Origin of the sequence: Methylobacterium sp. Leaf123 (genome assembly GCF_001423405.1) — a bacterium.
In the GTDB taxonomy this organism is placed as follows: domain Bacteria; phylum Pseudomonadota; class Alphaproteobacteria; order Rhizobiales; family Beijerinckiaceae; genus Methylobacterium.
Window position 1 is genome coordinate 146,680 of record NZ_LMNS01000012.1, and the last position, 22,235, is coordinate 168,914.

Annotated in this window: 18 protein-coding genes and 1 tRNA gene; 5 read left to right on the forward strand and 14 right to left on the reverse strand. The window is 68.7% G+C overall.

The features are described 5' to 3' along the window. Window positions 1–255: 255 nt before the first annotated feature. The 8 genes from ASF53_RS10375 to ASF53_RS10410 all read right to left on the reverse strand — a co-directional run bounded on the left by ASF53_RS10375 (window position 256) and on the right by ASF53_RS10410 (window position 10,473). Window positions 256–1,290 carry an SDR family oxidoreductase gene (locus ASF53_RS10375; RefSeq protein ID WP_056197646.1) on the reverse strand — a complete coding sequence of 345 codons (1,035 nt, stop codon included), beginning with the start codon at window positions 1,288–1,290 and terminating at the stop codon, window positions 256–258. 166 nt (window positions 1,291–1,456) lie between these two features. Further along, the gene (locus ASF53_RS10380; protein ID WP_056197648.1) at window positions 1,457–4,666 is read right to left on the reverse strand and encodes an efflux RND transporter permease subunit; all 3,210 of its coding nucleotides are present in this window, start codon (window positions 4,664–4,666) and stop codon (window positions 1,457–1,459) included. A gap of 161 nt (window positions 4,667–4,827) precedes the next feature. Continuing rightward, the gene (locus ASF53_RS10385) at window positions 4,828–5,973 is read right to left on the reverse strand and encodes an efflux RND transporter periplasmic adaptor subunit (RefSeq protein WP_056197651.1); all 1,146 of its coding nucleotides are present in this window, start codon (window positions 5,971–5,973) and stop codon (window positions 4,828–4,830) included. Window positions 5,974–6,092: 119 nt separating this feature from the next. Next, window positions 6,093–6,416, reverse strand: a complete 324-nt coding sequence (locus tag ASF53_RS10390) for a rhodanese-like domain-containing protein (RefSeq protein WP_056197653.1) — start codon at window positions 6,414–6,416, stop codon at window positions 6,093–6,095. Between the two features lie 49 nt (window positions 6,417–6,465). Then, entirely contained in the window at window positions 6,466–7,824 is a 1,359-nt protein-coding gene (locus ASF53_RS10395; RefSeq protein WP_056197655.1) for a glycosyltransferase family 4 protein, read from the reverse strand. A gap of 77 nt (window positions 7,825–7,901) precedes the next feature. Continuing rightward, a complete protein-coding gene (locus tag ASF53_RS10400) occupies window positions 7,902–8,507 on the reverse strand; it encodes a hypothetical protein (RefSeq protein ID WP_286134313.1) in 606 nt (201 codons plus the stop codon). Between the two features lie 116 nt (window positions 8,508–8,623). Beyond that, window positions 8,624–9,259, reverse strand: a complete 636-nt coding sequence (locus ASF53_RS10405) for an acyl-homoserine-lactone synthase (RefSeq protein WP_056197657.1) — start codon at window positions 9,257–9,259, stop codon at window positions 8,624–8,626. A 482-nt stretch (window positions 9,260–9,741) separates the two neighbouring features. Then, window positions 9,742–10,473, reverse strand: a complete 732-nt coding sequence (locus ASF53_RS10410; protein ID WP_056197659.1) for an autoinducer binding domain-containing protein — start codon at window positions 10,471–10,473, stop codon at window positions 9,742–9,744. Between the two features lie 320 nt (window positions 10,474–10,793). Between ASF53_RS10410 and ASF53_RS10415 the strand changes: the two genes are divergently transcribed. Continuing rightward, window positions 10,794–10,870 (forward strand) — tRNA-Pro (locus tag ASF53_RS10415). A 114-nt stretch (window positions 10,871–10,984) separates the two neighbouring features. Here ASF53_RS10415 and ASF53_RS10420 read toward each other — a convergent pair. Next, complete coding sequence (locus ASF53_RS10420) at window positions 10,985–11,935, reverse strand: LysR family transcriptional regulator (RefSeq protein WP_056197661.1); 951 nt, start codon at window positions 11,933–11,935, stop codon at window positions 10,985–10,987. A gap of 96 nt (window positions 11,936–12,031) precedes the next feature. On the opposite strand from ASF53_RS10420, the gene ASF53_RS10425 reads away from it, so the two are divergent. Continuing rightward, window positions 12,032–12,283, forward strand: coding sequence for a hypothetical protein (locus tag ASF53_RS10425; RefSeq protein ID WP_056197663.1), 252 nt, complete (start codon window positions 12,032–12,034; stop codon window positions 12,281–12,283). 142 nt (window positions 12,284–12,425) lie between these two features. Here ASF53_RS10425 and ASF53_RS10430 read toward each other — a convergent pair whose 3' ends face one another. Together ASF53_RS10430 and ASF53_RS10435 are read right to left on the reverse strand one after the other, a co-directional pair. Beyond that, window positions 12,426–15,620, reverse strand: coding sequence for an efflux RND transporter permease subunit (locus tag ASF53_RS10430; RefSeq protein ID WP_056197665.1), 3,195 nt, complete (start codon window positions 15,618–15,620; stop codon window positions 12,426–12,428). A gap of 2 nt (window positions 15,621–15,622) precedes the next feature. Continuing rightward, window positions 15,623–16,729: an efflux RND transporter periplasmic adaptor subunit gene (locus tag ASF53_RS10435; RefSeq protein WP_056197667.1), complete on the reverse strand. Its 1,107-nt coding sequence runs from the start codon at window positions 16,727–16,729 to the stop codon at window positions 15,623–15,625. A gap of 232 nt (window positions 16,730–16,961) precedes the next feature. Here ASF53_RS10435 and ASF53_RS10440 point away from each other — a divergent pair, with 232 nt between their 5' ends. Next, entirely contained in the window at window positions 16,962–17,375 is a 414-nt protein-coding gene (locus ASF53_RS10440; RefSeq protein ID WP_056197668.1) for a hypothetical protein, read from the forward strand. Between the two features lie 102 nt (window positions 17,376–17,477). Further along, a complete protein-coding gene (locus ASF53_RS10445; RefSeq protein ID WP_056197669.1) occupies window positions 17,478–18,002 on the forward strand; it encodes a hypothetical protein in 525 nt (174 codons plus the stop codon). A gap of 12 nt (window positions 18,003–18,014) precedes the next feature. On the opposite strand, the gene ASF53_RS10450 is transcribed toward ASF53_RS10445, so the two are convergent. After that, the gene (locus ASF53_RS10450; RefSeq protein ID WP_056197670.1) at window positions 18,015–19,853 is read right to left on the reverse strand and encodes a pyrroloquinoline quinone-dependent dehydrogenase; all 1,839 of its coding nucleotides are present in this window, start codon (window positions 19,851–19,853) and stop codon (window positions 18,015–18,017) included. Between the two features lie 190 nt (window positions 19,854–20,043). Between ASF53_RS10450 and ASF53_RS10455 the strand changes: the two genes are divergently transcribed. Next, entirely contained in the window at window positions 20,044–20,313 is a 270-nt protein-coding gene (locus ASF53_RS10455; protein ID WP_056197672.1) for a hypothetical protein, read from the forward strand. A gap of 44 nt (window positions 20,314–20,357) precedes the next feature. Here ASF53_RS10455 and ASF53_RS10460 read toward each other — a convergent pair whose 3' ends face one another. Both ASF53_RS10460 and ASF53_RS10465 read right to left on the reverse strand, forming a co-directional pair. Next, a complete protein-coding gene (locus ASF53_RS10460; protein ID WP_056197674.1) occupies window positions 20,358–21,503 on the reverse strand; it encodes a sensor histidine kinase in 1,146 nt (381 codons plus the stop codon). A 298-nt stretch (window positions 21,504–21,801) separates the two neighbouring features. Next, window positions 21,802–22,188 (reverse strand): hypothetical protein, encoded by a 387-nt coding sequence (locus tag ASF53_RS10465; protein WP_056197676.1) that lies wholly within the window; start codon window positions 22,186–22,188, stop codon window positions 21,802–21,804. Window positions 22,189–22,235 lie beyond the last annotated feature (47 nt).

Below are 22,235 nucleotides of genomic sequence, written 5' to 3' on the forward strand. Positions count from 1 at the left end.
CTCATGGGTGCCCGCGGGCGGGCCGGAGATCGGACGGTTCGATCCGTCCGCTGCGAGAGCATCGTCCTGGATATCAGATCCAGGACGATGCTCTAGAGCCGTATCCGACCCGATGGCATCAGGCCGGCGTCTCTAGATCCTTGTTTTGACGCGCATTCTTTCGACGAACCGGCGACCACTTCGTCGGATTGCGCTCCCGCCTTTTGCTTTTGCGTCCGCCTTTCGGGACGATGCGCGAGCGAAGAAAGGGCCGGCTCAGAGCCGTCCGAGCCGACGCAGCGGCCGGCGCAGGACGCGCGCCGCCAGGGCGGTTCCGAGCAGGGCGGCGCCCGCCACACCGAGCACGAGGGCGTCGCGCTCCCGGCTGGTCCAGAACTCCGAGCGGGTCGTCTTGGCCCGCGCGTCCATGGCGCCGTCGATGCGCGCCGGGCCCGGCGCCGGTGCGTCGAGGTTGCCGCGCCGATCCGGGACCGCCGCGTCCTTCACCATGGTATCCCAACTCTGCGCCGCCTTGCGGTCTGCGTAGGAGGGCAGGAGAGCCTGGGCCGCCGCCATCAGCACCGAGGTTCGCCCGACCCAGACCTCGCGGGTTGGATCCTCGACCGCATGGTGGATCGCCTCGGCGCATAGACGCGGATCGAAGACCGGATCGGGGGCGCGCTGGCCATGGCCGGTCCGGGTGCGGGTCCAGCCGAATTGCGGCGTGTTGACCGCCGGTAGGTAGACCACGCTGAGCGCGATCCGGCTGTTCTCGTGGATTAGTTCGGCGCGCAGCGAGTCGGTGAAGCCGCTGATCGCGAACTTCGCCGCGCAATAGGGCGCCTGGAGCGGCGCCGCGCGGATCGCCAGCCCGGAGGAGACCTGCACGATCACGCCGCGGTCGCGCGGCTTCATCCGGCGCAGGGCGGCCAGCGTGCCGTGGACGGTGCCGAGATAGGTCGCGCCGGTGACGGTGCGGTACTCTTCCGGCGTGACCTGATCGGCCGGGCTGACGATCGTGGTCATGGCGTTGTTGATCCAGGCCCGGATCTGCCCGAGTTCGCGCTCGATCCGCTCCGCCGCCGCCTCGACCGCCGCGGCGTCGGCCACATCGGCCGGGATCGCCAGCACGCGCCCACCCTCGCGGGCGAGCAGCGCCTCGGCCTCGGCGAGACGCTCGGCGCCGCGTGCCAGGATCGCCACCGACCAGCCGCGTTGCGCGAAAAGCTGGGCCGTGGCGAGGCCGATCCCGGCGCTTCCGCCCGTCACCACGGCAACCCGCGCAGCACCTTTTCGTCCCTGCCCTGCCAAACCGCATCCTCCTGCGCTCATCCTGCCCGTCAATGCGCGCTGTGCGGGCGGAGTTGCGGCGCGGGCGACGCTGCGACGATGCGAGCCTGGACCGTTGGATGTGAGAAGGCCCGCCGATCCGGAGATGGGCGGGCCTTCACGATGTTCAGCGCTTGTGCGGGGAGGCTCAGCCGTGGGCCGGGGCTCCGTGCGGCGCGCCATGCCCGTCGCCGCCATGCGTGTCCTTGCCGCGCTTCCTTCCGATCCAGATCACCGCCTTGCGGATCACCACGTAGAAGACCGGCGTGAGGAACAGACCGAAGAAGGTCGCGCCGATCATCCCGAAGAACACCGCCGTGCCGAGCGCCTGGCGCATCTCGGCGCCGGGGCCCGTGGCGATCACCAGCGGAAGCACGCCGAGGATGAAGGCGAAGGCCGTCATCAGAATCGGGCGCAGGCGCAGGCGGCAGGCCTGGACCGCGGCATCCACCGGGCCCTTGTTCTCGCTGTTCTCGATGTCGTGGGCGAATTCCACGATCAGGATCGCGTTCTTGGCGGCCAGACCGATGAGCACGATCAGTCCGATCTGGGTCAGGATGTTGTTGTCCTGCCCTCGCAACTGCACCCCGAACAGGGCGGCGAGCACGCCTGTCGGCACCACCAGCAGAATCGCCAGCGGCAGCGCCCAGGATTCGTACTGCGCCGCGAGCACGAGGAAGACGAGGAGCACGCCGAGCGCGAAGACGTAGATCGCCGTGTCGCCCGCCGCCTTCTGCTGGAAGGCGATCTCGGTCCAGTCGTAGGAATAGCCCTCGGGCAGGGCCCGCTTGGCGATCTCCTCCATGGTGTCGAGCGCCTGACCGGTCGAGACGCCCGCCTGCGCCACGCCCTGCAGCGGCACCGAGTAGTACAGGTTGAACCGCTGCACGATCTGCGGGCCGGCGATTTCGCGGATCGAGGCCAGCGTGCCCATCGGCACCAGGGCGCCGGTAGAGGAGCGCACCTTGAGCTGCTCGATGTCGCGCCGTGACATGCGGTAGACCGCATCACCCTGCACGCGCACCTGATAGATGCGGCCCAAGGTGTTGAAGTCGTTGACGTAGGCGCCGCCCAAAGCCGTCTGCACGGTCGAGAAGACGTTGGCGAGCGGCACGTTGAGCATGCGCGCAATGGTGCGGTCGATGTCGAGGTAGAGCTGCGGCGTATCGTTGCCGAAGGTCGTGAAGACCCGCGTCACGTCCTTGCTCTGGTTGGCCTGCCCGATCACCTCGCCGGCCGCCGCGAGCAGCGGGCCGATCTCGGAGGATTGGCGGCTCTCGATCTGCATCTTGAAGCCGCCGCCCTGGCCGAGGCCGCGCACCGGCGGTGGCGGGATGACGATGATGCGCGCCTCTTGGATGCCCGCCGTCGCCTTCAGCACCTCGCCGGTGATGACGGCCGCGCTCCGGCCCTGCGCCGCCCGTTCTTTGGCGCCCTTGAGGGTGAGGAACATCACCGCCGCGTTGGTGGTGTTGGTGAAGGTCGCACCGTCGAAGCCGGCGATGATGACGGTGTTGGTGATGCCGTCGACGCCGCGGGCGATCTTGGCGGCCCGGTTCACCGCATCGGTGGTGCGGTCGAGCGAGGAGCCCGCGGGCAATTGCACGACGCCGATGAGGTAGCCCTGATCCTGGTCCGGGATGAAGCCCGTGGGCGTTGTCCGGGCGAGGTGCAGCGTGCCCGCGATCACGCCGGCATAGAGGATCAGCATGGCGATCACGCCGATGGCCGTCCCGGTCAGGAAGCGGATCGAGTGGGCGTAGCCGTTCGACAGCCAATCGAAGCCGCGGTTGAACAGATGCGCCAGCCAGTTGACGAAGCGGGTGAGGAAGAATTTCGGCGGCTTCTGCTCGTGGTGCGGCTTCAGCAGCAGCTTGCAGAGGGCCGGCGACAGGGTGAGCGAGTTGAAGGCCGAGATGAGGGTCGAGGCCGCGATGGTGAGCGCGAACTGCTTGTAGAACTGGCCCGAGATGCCGGGGATGAAGGCGGTCGGAATGAACACCGCCGCGAGCACGAGGGCGATGGCGATGACCGCGCCGCCCACCTCGTCCATGGTCTTATGGGCCGCCTCGCCGGCCGAGAGCCCCTCGGCCATGTTGCGCTCGACGTTCTCCACCACGACGATCGCGTCGTCGACGACGATGCCGATGGCGAGCACGAGACCGAACAGGGTCAGGTTGTTGAGCGAGAAGCCGAGCGCCGACATCACCGCGAAGGTGCCGACGAGCGAGACCGGAATCGCGATCACCGGGATCAGCGCCGTGCGCCAGCTCTGAAGGAAGACCAGAACCACGATCACGACGAGGAGGACGGCCTCGAACAGGGTCTTGTAGACCTCGTGGATCGATTCCTCGATGAACTCCGTCGGATTGTAGGCGATGCGGTACTCGACGTCCGGCGGGAAGCGCTTCTTCAGCTCCTCCATCGTCTTCTTGACCGAGTCCGCGGCCTCGAGCGCGTTGGTGCCCGGCCGCTGGAAGGCGCCGATGCCGACCGCGGGCGTGTCGTTGAGGAAGGAGTTCGTGGTGTAGTCCTTCTGGCCCATCTCGACGCGGGCGATGTCGCGCACGCGCACGAGGCGCCCGTCGCTCGCCTTGACGATGACGTCGGCGAACTCCTCCGGCGTCTGGAAGCGCCCCTGCGACTGCACCACGAGCTGGAAGGCGGCGCCCGGCGCGGCGGGCGGGCCGTTGAGCTGGCCGGCGGCGACCTGCACGTTCTGCTCCTGCAGCGCGCTCGTCACGTCGGTGGTGGTCAGGCCGTAGGCGGCCATCTTCTGCGGATCGATCCAGACCCGCTCGGCATACTCGTTGCCGCCGAAGATCGAGATGTCGCCGACGCCGTCGAGGCGCAGCAGCTCGTCGCGGATGTTGAGGTAGATGTAGTTGGCCAGATAGTTCTGGTCGTAGGTGCGCTTGGGCGAGAGCAGGTGCACGACCAGCATTAGGTCGGGCGAGGCCTTGCGCACGATGACGCCGAGGTTGCGCACGTCCGGCGGCAGGCGCGGCTGCGCCACCGAGAGCCGGTTCTGCACCAGCACGTTGGCGATATCGAGGTTGGTGCCGACCTTGAAGGTCACGGTCAGCAGCATCGCGCCGTCGTTGGTCGACAACGACGTCATGTAGAGCATGTTGTCGACGCCGTTGATCTCCTGCTCCAGCGGCGTCGCGATCGTGGCGGCCACGGTCTCGGCATTGGCGCCGGGGAAGCTCGCGCGCACGGTCACGGTCGGCGGCACGATCTCGGGATATTGCGAGACCGGCAGCTTCTCGTAGGCGACGAAGCCGAGGATCAGGAAGATGATCGACGTGACCGAGGCAAAGATCGGCCGGTCGACGAAGAAATGGGCGAAACGCATCGTTCAAACCTCTCGCCGGCCGGTGCGCGCTGGCGCGACCCGTGCGGCTTGCCGCCTGCGTCCTGGCCGGCATCCCCGGTCGGTCCGGGACGTCGGCGCTCGAAAATTCTTACCGTCCGCGTCCCGCCTCGCCCCCGCGGCGGTGCGGCATCACGGCGACGTCACTTCTTCGTCGGCGGCAGCTCGACCGTCTCGGGCTTCACCTGCGCGCCGGGGCGGACCTTGGCGACGCCGTTGATCACCACGAGTTCGTCGCCCTTCAGGCCGTCGCGGACCACGCGGTAGCCATCGACGAGCGGCCCGAGCTTCACGGTCCGGGCCGCGACCTTGTCGCCCTCGCCGAGCACGTAGACGATGCGCTTGTCCTGGTTGGCCGAGACCGCCTCGTCGGGGATCAGGATGCCCTGGAACGGCTTGGTCGCGGGCATCGCGACGATGCCGAACAGGCCCGGCTTGATGAACCCGTCCGGGTTCTCGACCGTGGCGCGCAGGAGCATCGTGCCGGTCTGGTTGTCGACACGGTTGTCGACGAAGTCGAGCGTGCCCTTGCGGGTCGGCTTCTCCTCGCCGGACAGGGCGATCTGCACCGGGGCGCCCTTGCCGCGTTGCGTCTGGCCCATGCCGATGCCGAGCGAGCCCTGGTATTTCAGGAACGAGCGCTCATCGACGGTGAAGCCGAAATAGACCGGATCGAGCGAGACGATCCGGGCCAGGATCGTCTGGTCGGTGCTGACGATGTTGCCCTCGGTGACGAGACGCTGGCTGATCCGCCCGTTGATCGGCGATTTCACTTCCGTGAAGTCGTAGTTGAGCTGGGCGTTGCGCAGCGCCGCTTCCGCGCTGTCCACGTCGGCCTGGGCGGTCTGCGAGGCTTGGCGGCGCTGGTCGGTGACCTGCTCGGAGATGTTGCCGCCGCGCGACAGCACCTGGGCGCGTTCCAGATCCGTCTGGGTGAAGGAGAGCCGCGCCCTGGCCGAGGTGAGCGCGGCCTGAGCCTGCTCCAGGGCCGCCTTGTAGGGCCGGCGGTCGATGAGGAAGAGCACTTCGCCCTTCTTCACGTTCACGCCGTCCTGAAACAGGATCTTGTCGAGGTAGCCGGTCACGCGGGCGCGGACCTCGACGAATTCGATCGGGTCGAACCGGCCGGTATACTGGTCCTGCTCGACGATCTCCCGCACCACCGGCTTGGCGACGGTCACGCCGGGGGGCGGCGCGCCCGGCATCTGCGCGCCGGCCGGCCCGGCACCGAGCAGCGCGGAGGCGATCAACGGTGTGGCGAGAAGAAGAGGCCTGAGGCTACGCATCATTCGGTTCCCTGCATGGCGCGGCCTAGTCCCCGCAACCTCGAGTGGGGCGTGCGCTCCCGCACATGACTGTCCGTCATGAAAGGAACTGTTCAGTGCTCTGCAACGCAGGCGTGCCGAATCTACGATTCAACCGGTTCTCCGGCGGCGTACCAATCCTTGAAGGCGCCCGCGTAATGCTCGCTGACGTCGAGGCCGGATTGCTGCGCTGCGGCGATCGCGTGGATCGAGCGCACGCCCGACGCGCAGGAGAAGACCGGCCGTCGCCCATCCGCCGCGATCAGCGCCTTCAGCGCCTCGGGATCGAAGCCCGAGAGCGGGTGCGAGACGGAGCCGGGAATGCGCCCGCGGGCGAATTCATGGTCTTCGCGCACATCGATGAGCAGCAGCGAGCCGTCCGCCAAGCCTTGCTTGACCGTCTCGCGGTCGAGGTCGACCACTTTCATCGCAATCGATCTTTCCAGAGAGAGGGCGCCGCCGCATCACAGGGGCGGGTCACGTCGGGCGGAGATTTCTTAAGTTCTCCCGCCCGTGCGGCGCAACAGCGGCGGGCAGGCTGGCAAGTGCGGCATCGACCCGCTCGAAATGCGCGGTCCAGCTCGGGGGCTCGTAGGCCGTGAGCCGTCCCGCCAGCTCCGTCCGCAGGCGGGAGCCCGGTTCGCTCAAGGCCCGCACGGCCGCCGTCCAGCCGGGGCCGTCGAGCGGGTCGAGGAAATGGGCGAAACCGCCGCCGATCTCCCGGTGGACGGGGATGTCGGAGGCGACGACCGGAAGGCCGCTGGCGGCGGCCTCGACCACCGGCAGGCCGTAGCCTTCGATGAAGGAGGGCATCAGCAGGGCCGTGGCGCCGCGCATCAACCGCGCGAGGCCATGGGTGGACAGGCCCACCACCTCGCTCACATGGGGGCGGATGGCCTCGCAGCGGTCGAGCATGTCGGCGACGTTCTCGATCTCCCAGCCGCGCCGGCCGATCAGGACGAGCCGCGGGGTCGCCACGCCGTCGCGCCCGGCGAGATCACGCCAGAGGTTGAGCAGCAGCAGATGGTTCTTGCGCGGCTCGATGGTGCCGCAAACGAGGAAGGTCGGCCGCGCGAGCCCCGGCAGCCCCGCCTCGCCCGCGCCCTTCGAGAAGATGGGCTCGACGCCGAGGGGGACCACGGTCACCGGCTTCGGGCCGAGCCCCCGCCGCTGCGCGTAATCCGTGAAGCGGGCGCCGACATCGCTTGAATTGACGAGCACATGCGCGGCGTGGCGCGCCACGGTCTCCATCCGTATCACGTGGCGCTCGGCCTCGCCCGGCCGACCGTATTCGGGGTGGGAGATCGGAATCAGATCGTGGACGAAGAAGACCGGCCGCACGTCGCGCCGCGTGTAGAGCCAGTCGAAGCGTTCGGGCCGGTCGAGCCGCAGATGCGAGGTGTGCAGATAGATCGTGCCCTCGGGCAGGCGCTCGATGCCACCCGAGCGCAGCACCCGCAGGCTGGTTTCGGCCTGAAGGCGGCGTCGGTCGAGCCCGCCCTCCCCCCGGCGCCGTGCCGCCGTCGGCGACGGGCGGTCCTCGCCCGCCAGCGAGGCCGCGAGCGCCTGGAAGACCGGATCGTCCTCGGCGACCACGTCCTCGACCCAGCCCGCGGCGACCGCCTCGACGATGCCGCGCGCGGTCTCGCGGTCGAGGACGCGTGGGCCGAACGCCGTCGAGACGAGCCCGAAGCGCGTGCCCTCCGCGCCCTGGGACAGGATGTGCCGGGCATAGGCGAGATCGACCCGATCGATGCCTGTGGGGCTGGCATGACGAAGCCGGGTGATGAGACGGGTCAGGTCGATGGCGAGGCAGGCTTGCATGGCCGGCTGCATAGACCGGATTCGGTGATCCTGGCGACCGCCACCGGGTCTTCCCCGCGAGTCTTGCCCGCGGGACTTTCACCGCAGGTCTAATGCGGTTGCGGATCCGCATCGCCGCTGCGGCTCGCGATCTCGCGGGCGATCTCCAGCAGAAGGACATCGACGAGCTGGCGCAGCCGGGGCCTGCCGCTGGCATCGATCGCACGACGTGCCGCGATGACGAGTTCGGCGGCCTCGTCGATGGCATCGGACGCGGCCGCGTGTTCCAGCTCCCGCAGGGTCCGCGCCGGCACGCCGGGATCGGCGGTGTCGATCAGCGTCCCCTCCCCGCGCACCGGTTGCTGCTGCGCATCCCGGTGAATCCGGCCGCGGCAGAGAAGCCGGCGCTTGGGTCCGGACAGGGACGGAACCCAGAGATCGACCGCGACGTCGTCCTCCTGCCCGGCGGCGTGGCGGACATCGCCGAGGAAGCGGGCGGCGGCCGACGCATCGAGGCTGGCGGTCGCCCGTTCGCTGCGCAGGGGGTGCCCGGCAAGGCTGGCATCCCCCGCCATCAGTTCGGCGGCACCCTCGTCGAGGATGAAGCATCCGGTCGCCGGATCCCACTCCCAGGTTCCGACGATTCCGGGCGTCGCCAGGGTTCCGGCGAGCCCCGGAGCGGTTGCGCACCGGGCGTCACTGCGTCTGCGTTTCAAGGTTCTACTCCCCGCGCACCAGGCGTCAGGCTTGTGATGTCTTACGTCCCGCCATCCCTTCCGGATCGCGGTGCCGATGTCCGGCGACGGATGCGGCGCACCCGTCGCCGCGTCCCTCAGGAGGCGAGGCGGGTGAAGCTGGCGCGCGGCGGCGCCAGCACCGAGCGGATGTCGCCGCGCTTGTTCTGGAGCTGACGCAGGGAGCGACCGTCGAAGGCGGCCTCGACCGCGACGATCTCCTCACCCTCGATCTCGTGGGGCAGGCCGAGGGGCATCGCGCGCAGGTGCAGTTGAAGCAGGCGCAGGATCCAGCTCGTCGGCATTTCGGAGATGAAGCTGGTGATGCCCCGCGGCAGCCCCCACTCGACGATCGCCGTCATCAGGGCGAGAGCCGTCGGGTTGAGCCGCCGGCCCGAGGTCCGCGCGCATTCCGCGACGCAGATGCGACCCCATTCGACGATATGCGCGCCCGACGGCGCCGCGCCTTCGCAAAGCTGCGGCAGCACCATCGGCAGCAGGTAGGGCCGGGTCGTCGGCAGCAGGCGCGAGTAACCGATGACGGTCTCGGCTTCGTCGAGGGCGAGGAGGTGGATGGCGTGCTCGTCGTCGAACTCGTCGATCTCGCGCCGGTCCGGGCGGGCGAGGTTGGACCAGCCCAGTTCTTCGACGAAGACACGGTGTCTCAGGCGGAAGGCCTGATCCAGCGCGCCGGCATAGTCCTGCATGTTCTCAGCGGTCACGACATGGATCATCGGAACACCTCTTCAGAAACCTGAAGAGTTCGTCCCAAATTCAGTCGTGACGCGGCACTACGAGAACCCGTAGGTTTTCGTACGCTCGGCCTTTTGCCGTTCGGAAATCAAGCCCGTCCGCGAGGGCTTGCTTCGGCACTTTCGCAAATCGCGAGGGCCACGTCTCTATCTTGGATTGAATGTGCAAAACAATACAAAACTTGGTGAAAACCGGTGGGAAGGCGGGGCACATCCACCGTCGTCATGATCGGTGACGCGCGATCCTCCACCGCGTCCAAGCATCGGCAGCCGTCATCGCCCCATGTCGCGATCCGGAACTCGCACCGGGCACGATGGGTCGGGCATTCAATTTTGCATTGTCTTTTCCGAAAGCACGCCGCGCCGGCTCCGGGCCGCGCTCGGCCCGTCGGTCGCGCCGGGGCTCACCCGTTCGAGGGGGCTCTTTCGACCTGAGGCAGGCGGTCGATGGCGATGCCGTTCGCTCAGATGATCAGGCCGCGCCTGAACCCTTCGGCCACCGCTTGCGTGCGGGAGACGCAGCCGAGCTTCACCCGGGCGGAGCGCAGGTGGAAATCCACACCGTGCCGCGAGATGCCCATCAGCTCGCCGATCTCCCAATCGGTCTTGCCTTCGGCGACCCATTGCAGGCTCTCGCGCTCGCGCGGGGTCAGTCCCATCCGGCGTTCGCTGGGGCCGTTGTCGATGAGCAGCGTCTGCCCGACCACGTAGGAGGCGAGCAGAGTCAGCATCCCGCGCTGTCCAGGGCTGATGTCGAGCTGCCGGCCGGCGAAGGTGAGCCCGCCGCGCTCTTCCTCCAGCGTGGCGAGCGGTACGGTGAAGCCGTCACCGAGGCCGAACTCGCCGGCCTCGTTCATCACCTGAAGCGAGCGGGGGTCGAGTTCGCCCGCCGGTTCGATTTCCGACCAGCGGAAGCCGGTCGTGCTGGACAAGGTCGTCTGCACGATCGGGTCGGTATACATATAGCCTTTCGAGAAGTAGAGCCGGTTCCACTCGTCAGACGTATTCTCTAAAATAATGTAATTCTTCTGAGTTCGCGCCGGCAGACGTTTCAGCGGAATCATCGCCGAAATAACGTATTCGATGCCCAGTGCGTTGAGCCGCGGCATGATGGCCCGCAGGATATCCTCACGCGAATGCGCTCGATCGAGCGACTTCAGAATTTCCAACGTCAGGTCAAGTGATTTTCTAGACATGGCCCGGCAAAATCATCGCACTCTCATTACGATAGGTCTTTGCTACGCTCTTGAGAAGGGCGCTCGTAAATTTCGTTGAAGTTGCCTCGCTGTTGCCTGCGCGGAATCAACGATACCGAGGGCTGATGCGTCACCCCCTCTGCCCTCCTGCGCGACGCCGTGCGGCCAAGCAATGCGTTGAATCAAAATTCGGCGGTCGGCGCGCGCTCGTGCACAGGTCTCATCTCGCAAGTGCGGGACCACGCTTCGTGGCTCCGGGATCGCGGAAGGGCTTGCGCTGTCCGAAGCGGCCAGCTATGAGCCGCGGGCCGTAAGGGCGTCGGAGTGTAGCGCAGCCCGGTAGCGCACCTGTCTGGGGGACAGGGGGTCGTCGGTTCAAGTCCGGCCACTCCGACCATTCATTGCTGAGACCGCGTTCCCGCCGGTGGGCGAAGCCGTCTCGCACTTCTTCTCTTTGCCACCGTGATGCTCGCAACGGCCATCGAGCCTTGGCCGAGGCGATGACGCCGCCTCACGGCTGAGATCCGTCCGTCGGCAACCGCAGATCGGATTTGCGAAGCTTCACGATGGTTTCCCGCAGCCAGCGCTGGCTGGGGATGGCGTCGTTGGATGTGTGCCAGATCATCGAGATGGAGACGTCCGGCAGCGCGATCGGCGCCGGGCTCACGGTCAGGCCCATGCTCTCGGCGAAGAAGCGCGCGAGCCGGGAATGCATCGTCGCGATGACGGGGGCCTGCCGCACCACGAAGGGCATCACCGAGAAGCGGGGAGAGGTCAGCGCGATGACGCGCTTGCGGCCGATCTTGGCGAGCGCGTCGTCCACCACGCCGTGGGCGCTCTCCACGAGGCTCGTGAGCAGGTGGGGCAGCCGCACGTAGTCGTCGAGCGAGATCGGTGCCGTCACCCCGACCAGCTCGGCGTTGAAGATGCAGAGGTAGCTCTCCTTGTTGAGGATGCGCCGCTTGTGGTGCGTCTGGCCCTGCTCGAACACGCCGATGCCGAGATCGACCCGCCCGGTATCGAGGTCGTCGAGGATGCGGTGCCGATCGACCGTGTGCAGCAGCAGCTTCACCCCCGGCGCCACCGCCTGGAGATGCGCGATGAGGGTCGGCATCAGCAGCACCTCGGTCGAGTCGGGGATGCCGAGGGTGAAGGTGATGTCCGCCGTGGCCGGATCGAAGGCATCCGGCGGCGTCGTGATTTCCTGAATCTGGGCGAGGGCCGCCTGCACCGGCCCGAGGAGCGCCAGCGCGCGCGGCGTCGGCCGCATGCCGTCGGGGCCCCGCGTCAGCAGCTCATCCGAGAAGGCGGCCCGCAGCCGCGCCAGGGCATGGCTCATCGCCGATTGGCTGATGCCGATCCGCCCGGCCGCGCGGGTCACGCTCCGCTCCGTCAGCAGCGCGTCGAGGGCGACGAGCAGGTTGAGATCGAGCCGGGAAAGATGCACGTGATCGATGCGCATTATGAAATCGATCCATTTGATTCATGGGCCATGACCCAGCACATACAGTCTCACGAAGCGACGGGGAGCCCGCCGCCCGAAAAGAGGCTGAACGTGATGTCTAAGACTGTTCTCTCGCTCGCCACCGCCGCGCTGGCCTTCACGGCCCTCGTCACGGTGCCCGCCCGCGCCGGCGAAATCGGCAGCACCCACAACGTCAAGACGGTCGGCGCGCTGACCCTGGAAACACAGGGTCTGGCCACCAGCGACCTCTCGGTCCACCGCCAGGGCGGCTTCGCCCTCCCCGGCTCGGTCCAGTGGATCGCCACCCCCGCCGATCAGCTCAGAACCCGGCAGGCCGCCTTCTGAGACGGCGTCGTGAGACGCCCAGACGGAACCGATGACCCTCCGGCGCCCTACGGCGCCGGAGACGTTTTGACGGGTATGGGACGGGCCCGCGGGCAGACGCCGCGTCAGGATCGGAAGCCGGACTTCGCATCCGATCCGACGGTCACAGCGCCTGCTCCGCGGGCTTGAACCGGGCAAACCGGAGCGCCAGCATCGGCAGTACGGCAAGGTTGAGCAAAGTCGAGGTCGCGAGGCCGCCGAGGATGACCAGGGCCATCGGGCCCTCGATCTCGCGGCCGGGTTCACCCGCACCGAGCGCCAGCGGCAGCAGGCCGAGGCCGGTGACGAGGGACGTCATCAGGATCGGCACGAGACGGTCGGCGGCGCCCTCGATGGCGGCCGCGAGGTTCCACGGGCGTCCTTCCACCAGAACCAGATGCTCGTAATGCGCGACCATCATGATGGTGTTGCGCAGTGAGATCCCGAACAAGGTCACGAAGCCGACGATCGAGCCCAGCGAGATCACCGCGCCGCTCAGCGTCACCGCCAGCACGCCGCCGACGAAGGCGAAGGGCAGGTTGACGAGGACGAGGGCGAGATTGGTGAGCGAGCCCGTCACGACGAGGAGCAGGAGCACGATCCCGAGGCCGGCGAGCCCCGCATAGAGCGCGAGTTCGCGCCGCGCCTTCGCCTGTGTCTCGGCTGCCCCCCCGAAGCCGATATCGATGCCCGAGGGCTGCGCGACCTCGCGGGCGATCTTGCGCTTCGCGGCCTCGGTGAAGGAGGCGACGTCGCGTCCCTCCACATTCGCCGTCACCACCCGCACCCGCTGCGCGCCGATATGGCCGACGGCGTAGCGGCCGGCGGTCTCGTAGATGTCGGCGACCTGGGCGAGGCGGATATAACTGCCGCTCGGCGTGCGCAGGGGCAGGTTGCCGAGCGTCGAGAGGCGCGTGCGCGCGGTCGGTTCGAGCACGACGACGACGTTGAACACGGCGTTGCCCTCATAGGCTTGGCCGACGATGTCGCCCTGATAGGCGGTGCGTACGATCTCCAGGACTTCGATCGCGTCGAGGCCCCAGTGGCGCAGATCGGTCGGGCGCAGGCTCACATTGACCTGCGGCAGGCCCGGCGGCGACTTGAGCTGGACATCGGCCGCGCCGCGCACCTCGGCGAGTTCGCGCGCCACCTCGCGGGCGGTGGCCTCGATCCGGTCGAGATTCGTGCCGGTGATGCTGATCACGACCGGCGCAGTGAAGCCCGAGACGACCTCCTCGATGCGCTCGGTCAGGAAGGTCTTGAGCGAGAAGCTCGCGCCGGGCGTCACCCCCATCAGCGCGCGGATGCCGGCCTCCGCCCGTTCCTGCCCCGCGCCGTCGAGGCCCGGTTCGAGACCGATATGGATCTCGCTGTCATGCGTGCCGCCGAGATCGTAACCCGCCTCGGCGCGCCCGACCTGCTGGGCCACCGCGCGCACGCCGGGCACCGCCTTCAGCCCCGCCGTGATGCGCTCGCCGAGCCGCAGCGTCTCCTGAAGCGAGGTGCCGGGCGCGGAGGCCATGTGCAGGATGAGGTGCCCCTCCTTGAGATCCGGCAGGAACACCCCGCCGAAGAACGGCACCGGCAGGGCCGCAGCGAGGGTCAGGGCGAGGCTGGCGCCGAAGACGAGACGCGGGTGACGGTTGAGCCGCGCGAGCCCGCTGATGTAGACGCCCCGCACCCGGCGGCTCACCGGCGGCTCGTGGCTCGGCAGGTTGGTGCGGCCGGCGAGAAGCAGGCGGGCGAGTGCCGGCGTGACCGTCAGCGCCACGGCGAGCGAGGTCAGCACGGCGAGGATGTAGGCCAGCGCCAGCGGGCCGAACAGCCGGCCGGGCACGCCGGTCAGCGCCAGCACCGGCAGGAACACCAGCAGCACCGCGAAGGTGGCGTAGGCGACCGAGACGCGCACTTCCAGGATCGCGTCGAGCACCACCCGCGCGCCGTTCAAGGGCAATGCGGCGCGGCGGTTCTCGCGCAGGCGGCGCATGACATTCTCGACGCCGATCACCGCGTCATCGACGACCTCGCCGATGGCGATGGCGAGGCCGCCCAGCGTCATGGTGTTGAGGCTCTGGCCGAACAGGCCGAGCATCAGCACCGCGCCGATCAGCGAGAGCGGGATCGCCGTGGCGCTGATCAGCGCCGTGCGCCAATCGGCCAGGAAGACGAACAAAACCACGACGACGAGGATGCCGCCGAGTGCCAGCGCCTGGACCACGTTGTCGGTGGCCTGGGTGACGAAGCTCGCCGGACGGAACAGGTCGGTGCGCAGGGTAATGCCGTCGCGCTCCAGACCGGGGCGCATCTCGGCCAGCGCTGCCTCGACGCCGGCCGTCACGTCGAGGGTGTTGGCGCCGTATTGTGCGCCGACCATCAGCAGCACGCCCGGTTTGCCATCGACCAGCGCGGCGCTGATCGCCGGCTCCGGCGCCACCGCCACGTCGGCGACGTCGCCGAGCACCACGCTCGCCCCGCCCTCGTTGATGAGCACGGTGCGCGCCACCGCCTCCGGGGTCAGGGATTGCCCCTCGGTCTGCAGGGTGATGCGCTGGTTGACGGTGTCGACGAAGCCCGCCCCGCGCACGCCCGTCGCCTTGCGGCCGGCGGAGAGCACATCGTTCAGGCCGATGCGGAAGCGCACCAGATCCTGCGGCCGGACCTGGATGCGGATCGAGCGGATATCGCCGCCATAAACCAGCACCTCGCCGACGCCGGGGGCGGCGAGCAGGCGCAGGCGCAGGCGCCAATCGGCCACCGTGCGCAGGTCCATCAGCGACTGCGTCGGGGAGGTCAGGCCGAGGAGGAGCACCGAACTCGTCGAGGAGGTTAGCGCCGTCATGGTGGGGGGCAGCACGCCCTGCGGCAGCCGCGCGGTGACGGAGGCCAGACGCTCGTTCACGAGCTGGCGCGCCCGGTAGATGTCACTGCCGGAGGCGAAGGTGGTCGTGATGACCGACAGGCCCTGGATCGAGTTCGAGCGCATCGTCGCCAACCCCGGCAGGCCGCCGATCGCGACTTCCAGCGTCTGCGTCACCAAGGTCTCGACCTGTTCGGGGTTGAGGCCGGGCGCCTCGGTCTGCACCGTCACCGTGGGTGGGGCGAATTCCGGGAAGACGTCGTACTTGGCCGAACCCAAGGCGACGACGCCGTAGACGGCGAGCGCCAGGACCAGCGCCAGGACGATGCCGGGCCGGCGTACCGCGAAGGCGACCAGAGCGGCCTGGGGGCCGGAAGCGACGGGCGCGGGGGCGCGGGAAACCGGAGGCGGCGCCGGCGGATCGTCGCGCGCCGGTCCGCGGGCGGGCCGTTGGTCGAGCATGCTCAATCGTCGTCCGCATCCGAGGACTGGATCTGCCCCTTCAGCTCCTCGGAGAGGACGGCCTGCGGCCCGGTCACGACGATCTCCGCCTCCGGGCCGAGATCGTCCACGACATAGGCGTCGGCCGAGATCGGCGCGTCGGCCCGCAGGGGGTGGCGCGCGAAGGCGTCGTCGCCGACGCTCCGGTAGATCCAGGCGCTGCCCTGCCAGTGCACCACGGCGCTTTCCGGCACCGCGATGCCGGTGGTCTCGCGCTCCGAGGTCAGGAAAGCGAGCGTGCTCATGCCCGGCAAGAGCCCGCTATTGCCGGCCACGGTGTAGAAGTAGCTGACGCCCTGGATGCGCTGGTCGGTCCGGGTCGCGGCCGAGACGTAGCGCAGGGCGACGCGCTCGCTCTGCGGCGGCACCTCGGCCTGGGCCGTGCCGGGCGGCGCCCTCAGGGTTTCGCCGGGCGGCAGCGTCACCTGCACGAGGAATTCGGTGCGCTCGATCAGCCGGGTGATGACGGGCGAGCGCTCGATGATGGCCCGCCCGATCACCGTGCCCCATTCCTGCTGCGCGGTGGCCGCGAGCGTCCGGACCTGCGATTGCGCCGCGGCGAGCGCTGCCTCGTCGGTGCGGAAGGTGCCCTCGGCCGTCTCCAACTGCACCTGCGTCGCGTACTGGCCGAGGTTGCGCGCCCGGGTATAGGCGGCGCGCGAGACCTCCGCCTTGGCTTCGGCGGTCTGCAACTGCGCCCTGGCGCTGGCATAGCTGTTGGTGAGTTCCGTGACCCGCGCGAGATCGAGGACCGAGCCGTAGGCCTGGACCTCGATGCGGTGGGGCATCCGCTTGTGGCGCGCCGTCTTCACACCGATCCGCGCCTGCTCCGCATCGGTCAGGCGCACGACGGCTTGGCCGCCTTCCACCGCGACCCGCGACGGCGGGGGGCTCGGTGCGGCCGTCGGCTGATGCGCGGCCGGCGTCGTCGCTCCGGAAAGCCGATCCTGCAGGTCCGAGAGGATGGGGCCGGCCTTCACGCGCAGGCCGGTGCCGGCTTCCGTCAGCGTGAGCGCGCCGAGCACACCCGCGCCGAGCGCCAGCCCCAGGGGCAGGACGACCCGCCGCATCACCACCCCTCCACAGCCCCTCGCGTTCTCTGCGCGATTTGCCACTTTTGCCCGGTTTGTTGGGCGTGGTCTACTTGGTTCTTGCGGCCCGATCCGCTTCGAACGGGACAAGTGCGGTGGCATTGGCGGAATGCGCGCCGTGTCGGCGCGCCCGATGTCACCCTCCGGTACTGGACAGGCCGCTGCAATCCGCCGATGAGGGATGACCTGTCCAAGAGAGTCGTTGAGAGCCGTGCGCGCGGTCAAGAAGTTCCTGAAGAAGCCGAGTCTGTCGGCCCTGACGACGCGGCGAGCGACGCCCTCGATCGTTCGCACCCCGCTGCCGGGCTTCGATCCGATCTATTACCTGTACTGGTATCCGGATGTTCGCGCGTTTCCGCAGGGGCCGCTGGTCCATTACATCCATTACGGGTGGCGGGAGGGGCGTGACCCGAGCGCCGGCTTCAGCAGCGAAGGCTACCTGAAGGCCAATCCGGACGTGCGCGAGAGCGGCTGCAATCCGCTCGTGCATTTCGTCGAGTGCGGTCTCGCGGAGGGCCGGCGGGGCTGGCAGAAGAATCCGGACGCGCCGCCGCCGAAGCCGCATCCGCTCGATTACCAATCGGGCAAGCTTCTGCCGCCGCCGACCCGCTCTGCCGGAAGCTGAAGCCTACACGAGAGCCGGTCTGCGAACTCGATCCTGTTGACGGGAGGGGTCGGCTGTGGCTGTAGGCCCCATTGCGTCCCGTTTGGATTGAGAACCTCCGTCATGTCCGAAGGCGATACGCTGGCCAAGGCCCTGGCCGATGTCCGGCAGCGGATGAGCGATCTCCAGGCTGAGTACGACCGCGTTTCCGCGGAGCTGACCAAACTCCGGGTCGCGGAGAAGTCCCTTGCAGCCATCGTGGAGGGCGGCTCGTTGGAGGCGGTCACGGGCGGGCGCGGCGCGCTCGCACCGGCCTTTCCGGGTGAGCCGCGTGCGGCGCGCGTCGGTGGCGGGCGGGGCAGCCGCGGCCCGCGGGCCAACTCGGCCAAGGGGCGGCTGAAGGCTCTCCTTGAGGAGGCCGGACCGCAGGGTCTCTCGCATGCCGAGATCGCGCGGCGCCTGCCCGATGTCGCGCCCAACACGCTCAACACCTATCTCAGCGTCATGTCCAATAGCGGCGAGGCGGTGCGCCGGGGCGACTTCTACGCGGCCGGAACACCCCGCCCTACCTCCGACGAGACGCCGGAGGACGAGGCCGACTCGCAAGAGCCGGATGACGGGGACGAGGAGACCGACGCGGCGGAGTGAGGCGAAAGCCCGCTACTCGGGCAGCGCGAACACCACCAGCGCGTCGCCTGTGCCGAAGCCCGACGCCTTGGTGAAGGAGGCGCCGCCGGCGGCGACCGCCACATATTGGCGGCCCTCCACCGTGTAGGTGACCGGCGGTCCGCCGATCCCCGCCCCGCACTGGAAGCGCCAGAGGATCGCGCCGGTCTTCGCGTCGTGCGCGTCGAGATGCCCGTCCTCCTCGCCTGAGAAGACCAGACCTCCCGCGGTGGCGAGGGTGCCGCCCGACAGGCGGCTTCCCGCCTTGCGCGACCACGCCACCGCCCCGCCCTTCGCGAGATCGACGGCGGTCAGCGTCGAGAAGGTCGGCTCTCCCTTGGCCTCACCCGTCTCGGTGTAGCGGATCTCGCCGCGTCCGCCCGCGGCCGGCGCGGTCTTCACCGTGTAGGTTGCCGCCCCGTGCCGCACCTGGGCGAAGGCTAGCCCGCTGCCCGCGTCATAGGCCACCGGATGCCAGGAGACCGCCCCGAGGGGGCCGGGGCTGACCACCGTGCCCTCCGGGCTCGGGGGGACGAACAAATTCTTATGGGTGATGAGCGGGGCGGATTTGGCGATGAGCCGCCCGTCGGCGCGGTCATGGACATAGATCCAGCCGAGCTTGCTCGCCTGCGCCACCGCCTTCACCGGCCCTGTCTCGGTCGGGTAGTCGAGCAGGAAGGGCGGGCTCGCCACGTCGTAGCCCCACTGCTCATGCGGCACCTGCTGGAAGTGCCAGCGGAGTTGTCCGGTCTTCACGTCGAGCGCCACGAGACTCATCGTGTAGAGGTTGTCGCCGGGGCGCGTCAGGCCGAAATTCTGCGGTGCCGGATTGCCGGTGCCGAGATAGATCAGGCCGAGATCGGCATCATAGGCCGGCGTCATCCAGAGCGAGCCACCGCCGACCTTCCAGGCTTCCTTGTGCTGTGGGGCGGCGGCCTTTTCCGCGGCGATGTCGCGGTGGAGTGGGATTCCGTCCGGCGTCTTCTCGACGAAGCCGCCCTCCCAGCCGTCGGCCTTGGTGACGTACCAGCGCCAGCGCTCCTCGCCGGTCTTCGCGTCGTAGGCGGCGAGCCAGCCGCGCCGGCCGTAGCCGCCCTCGATCCCGACCACTGCGCCGCCGTCGAGCCCGCCCTTTTCGTCCTCGACATGGAGGCCGTAGCCCGCCCCCGTCACCCCGACGATGACGAGGCCGTCGGCCACCAGCGGCGGCATCTTGAAGCCGAGGCGGCTCGAACCCTGGACCGACTTGTCACCGAGGCTCGCCGCCAGCGCCGAGGCGGTCTCGGTCTCGCCCTCCTCCGGGCGGACCGCCTCGCGGTCCCAGACCAGCCGGCCGGTCTCTGCGTCGAGGGCGATGACCCGCCCGTCCATGGTCGCCTCGAAGACGAGGCCGCCCGCGACCGCCACCCCGCGGTTCGAGGGCGGCCCAAAGATTTTTTCCGTGCGCGCCTTGTGGGTGTAGGTCCACAGCGTCTTGCCGGATTTCGCGTCCAAAGCCGCAACGTGGTTGCCCGTGGTCGAGACGTACATCACGCCCTCTATCACCACCGGCTCAGCCTGAAAGAAGCCGGTGACGCCGGTCTGGAAGATCCAGGCCGGACGCAGGCGGCCGACATTGCCGCGGTCGATCTGGGCCAGGGGCGAGTGATGGGTGTTGCTGGCATCGCGCCCGAAGGCCGGCCAGTCGCCGGAAGGACGCACAGCCTCCTGCGCGAAAGCCTGCACCGTCGGCAGAAGGTTCGCCGCAAGGAAGAGCAGGGCGGCGAGGCCGGCGCGCCCCTGGTCTTGAAGCGTGCTCCGGCGCTCGGCAAGCGTATTCGTGCGGCGTGTCACTCGGCGTCTCCCGTCCTTCGCATCCTGGTTACGGTGGAGCGGCGATCCTGTCGAACGGCGAAAACGCTTCGGCCGCACGACTTTCTCGGACCCATCGTCGGTCTGCGTGGTTGTTTCCTCACATAAGGACCGCCGGCCTGCTCGATGGGCACTCAAACGGCGGTCACATCACGCGATACGTGAGGACTTGATGCGCACTTTGATCCTGGCCGCGACGCTGGCCTTCGCCGGCCCGGCCTTTGCTCAGACCACGGCACCGACGGCCCCTCAGTCCGGTGCACCCGTGGCGGGCGGCCAGAACAATACCGGTGCCGACACGAACGTCACCATCCCGCGCGGCAGCACCGGGGCGGACACGGTGCAGACGAATTCGGCCGCGGGCGGCAATGCCAACCAGCCCTCGCGGGCGGTGCCGCAGGGCAGCGGCGGCGGCGGAAGCGGCAGCGCCGGGGGCAACTGATCCTCGTGAAATGAACCGGGGTCGGCCAAGCCGCCGAACCCGGTTCACCCGCGCGGTGCCATCCACAGCTCGAACTGAGCCCCCTTGCCGGGCCGCAGCGTCAGCGTCCCGTCGAGTTGGCGGGAGAGATTGCCGACGACGCGCATCCCGAGGCTCGCGCGGGTTTTGAGCGGGTCGAAGCCCGGCGGCAGACCGATGCCATCGTCGCAGACCGAGACGGTCAGCCCGCCATCCTCGCGCATCACCGCCTCGACGCGGATCTCGCCATGTCCGTCGGGATAGGCGTACTTGATCGCGTTTGTGACGAGTTCGTTGACGAAGAGACCGAGCGGAATCGCGAGGTCGGCCGGCATGGTCACGGAGGCGGCACGGCAGATCAGGGCGTGGGCGCCCGCGGTCTCCGTCAGCTTCTCACACAAGGCTTCGAGGAAGCCGGCGACGTTGATGCGGGTGAGGTCCGGCTGGCGCCAGAGCTGGTCGTGGACCTGAGCCACCGCCTCGACACGGGCGCGTGCATCGGCCAGCGCGCTTTTCACATCCTCGTTGTCGGTGCCGCGGGCCTGGAGCGCGAGCAGCCCTGCGACGACGGCGAGGCTGTTCTTGACCCGGTGGCTCATCTCGCGGCTCAGCAGATCCTGCCGTTCGAGCGCGACCTTGAGCTGCGCCTCCGAGCGCTGACGCTCGATCGCGCTGCCGAGTAGGTTGGCGAAGCCCTGCATGAAGGCGATGTCGGCGGGGCCGAACATGCCCTCGCGGGTGTCGTCCACCTCCAACACCCCGTAATGGCCGTCGCGGTTGGTGATGAGCACGTTGACCGCCCGGCGGATGCCGTGGCTCGCCATCAGCTCCGGCGTGCGAAAGCGGGTCTCGTTCTCCAAGTGATTGGAGATGACGGGCCGGCCGGTCTTGAGGGCATAGCCCGCGGGCGAGGCGAGGTCGGCACCGACGACGGCCCGCCCGATGCAATCCGGCTCCCAGCCGATGCCGGCGCAGACAAGAAGCATGTCCTGATTGGGCTGATATTCGAGCGCCTTGCAGAACTGCGCCTCCATGCCCTCGGCGCAGAGTTCGGTGGCCCGCTGCAACAGCGGCAGCAGTTCGGTGGCGCGCAGAGCCTCGACGCCGAAATCGGATAGGATCGCCTGTTGGCGCAACCGGAGGTCCAGAACCTCCGGTGAAATCTCGGTCATGCGGTCGTCTCAGGGTTCCCGAAATGGGGGCTCACGCGCGGACAATGCGCGATTGCAGACGACGGTGTCGGCAATGTGTGAAGGTTGGGTGCGCGGAGGAAAAGGGAAGGACATAGGCGGTGAAAGGCACGATCATACCGCGCCTTCCGTTCGCAAAATCGCTTGAACCTTCCGAACGCCACGCGCTTCGGTCCCAAGGCATCATCCTAGATGTCGAATCCGGGGCGATGCTTTAGACCCCTGTTTTTGCAGCATCTCTCCCGAAAGCCGGCTACCGCCTTCGGGCTGATGCACGGGCTCAGGGCTTGGCGTTGAGCAGCTTTTCCGCGCGGGCAACGGCTGCCTCGCAAGCCGCAGCGTCGCCCTTGCCGTCGGCGGTACGGGCCTCTTCCAGGGCGACTCGGGCCTGCTGGGCCTGATCGCCACCCTTGCCGGCCTCGGCGGATTTCTCCGGAGGAGCCTCGCGCGCGTCGGTCTGGCCGCCGGTGCCGGTCTGGCCTTCGCCCTCACGATGGGCGGCAACCGTCTTGCTGCCGGTCGAGGCGGCAATCGAGTCCGACGCCTCGGACTTCGCCCTTCCGTCGAGCCCCGCGATCTTATCGGAGCAGGGCGAGGCGAGCACCGGGCCAGCCAGCAGGAATCCGGCCAGCGAGAGGCCGAGGGTGAGGCGGGCGGTGGATGTCATGAAGCGTGGGTCCTCGTGCAACACAGATGCCTGTGAAAGTCGCGGAG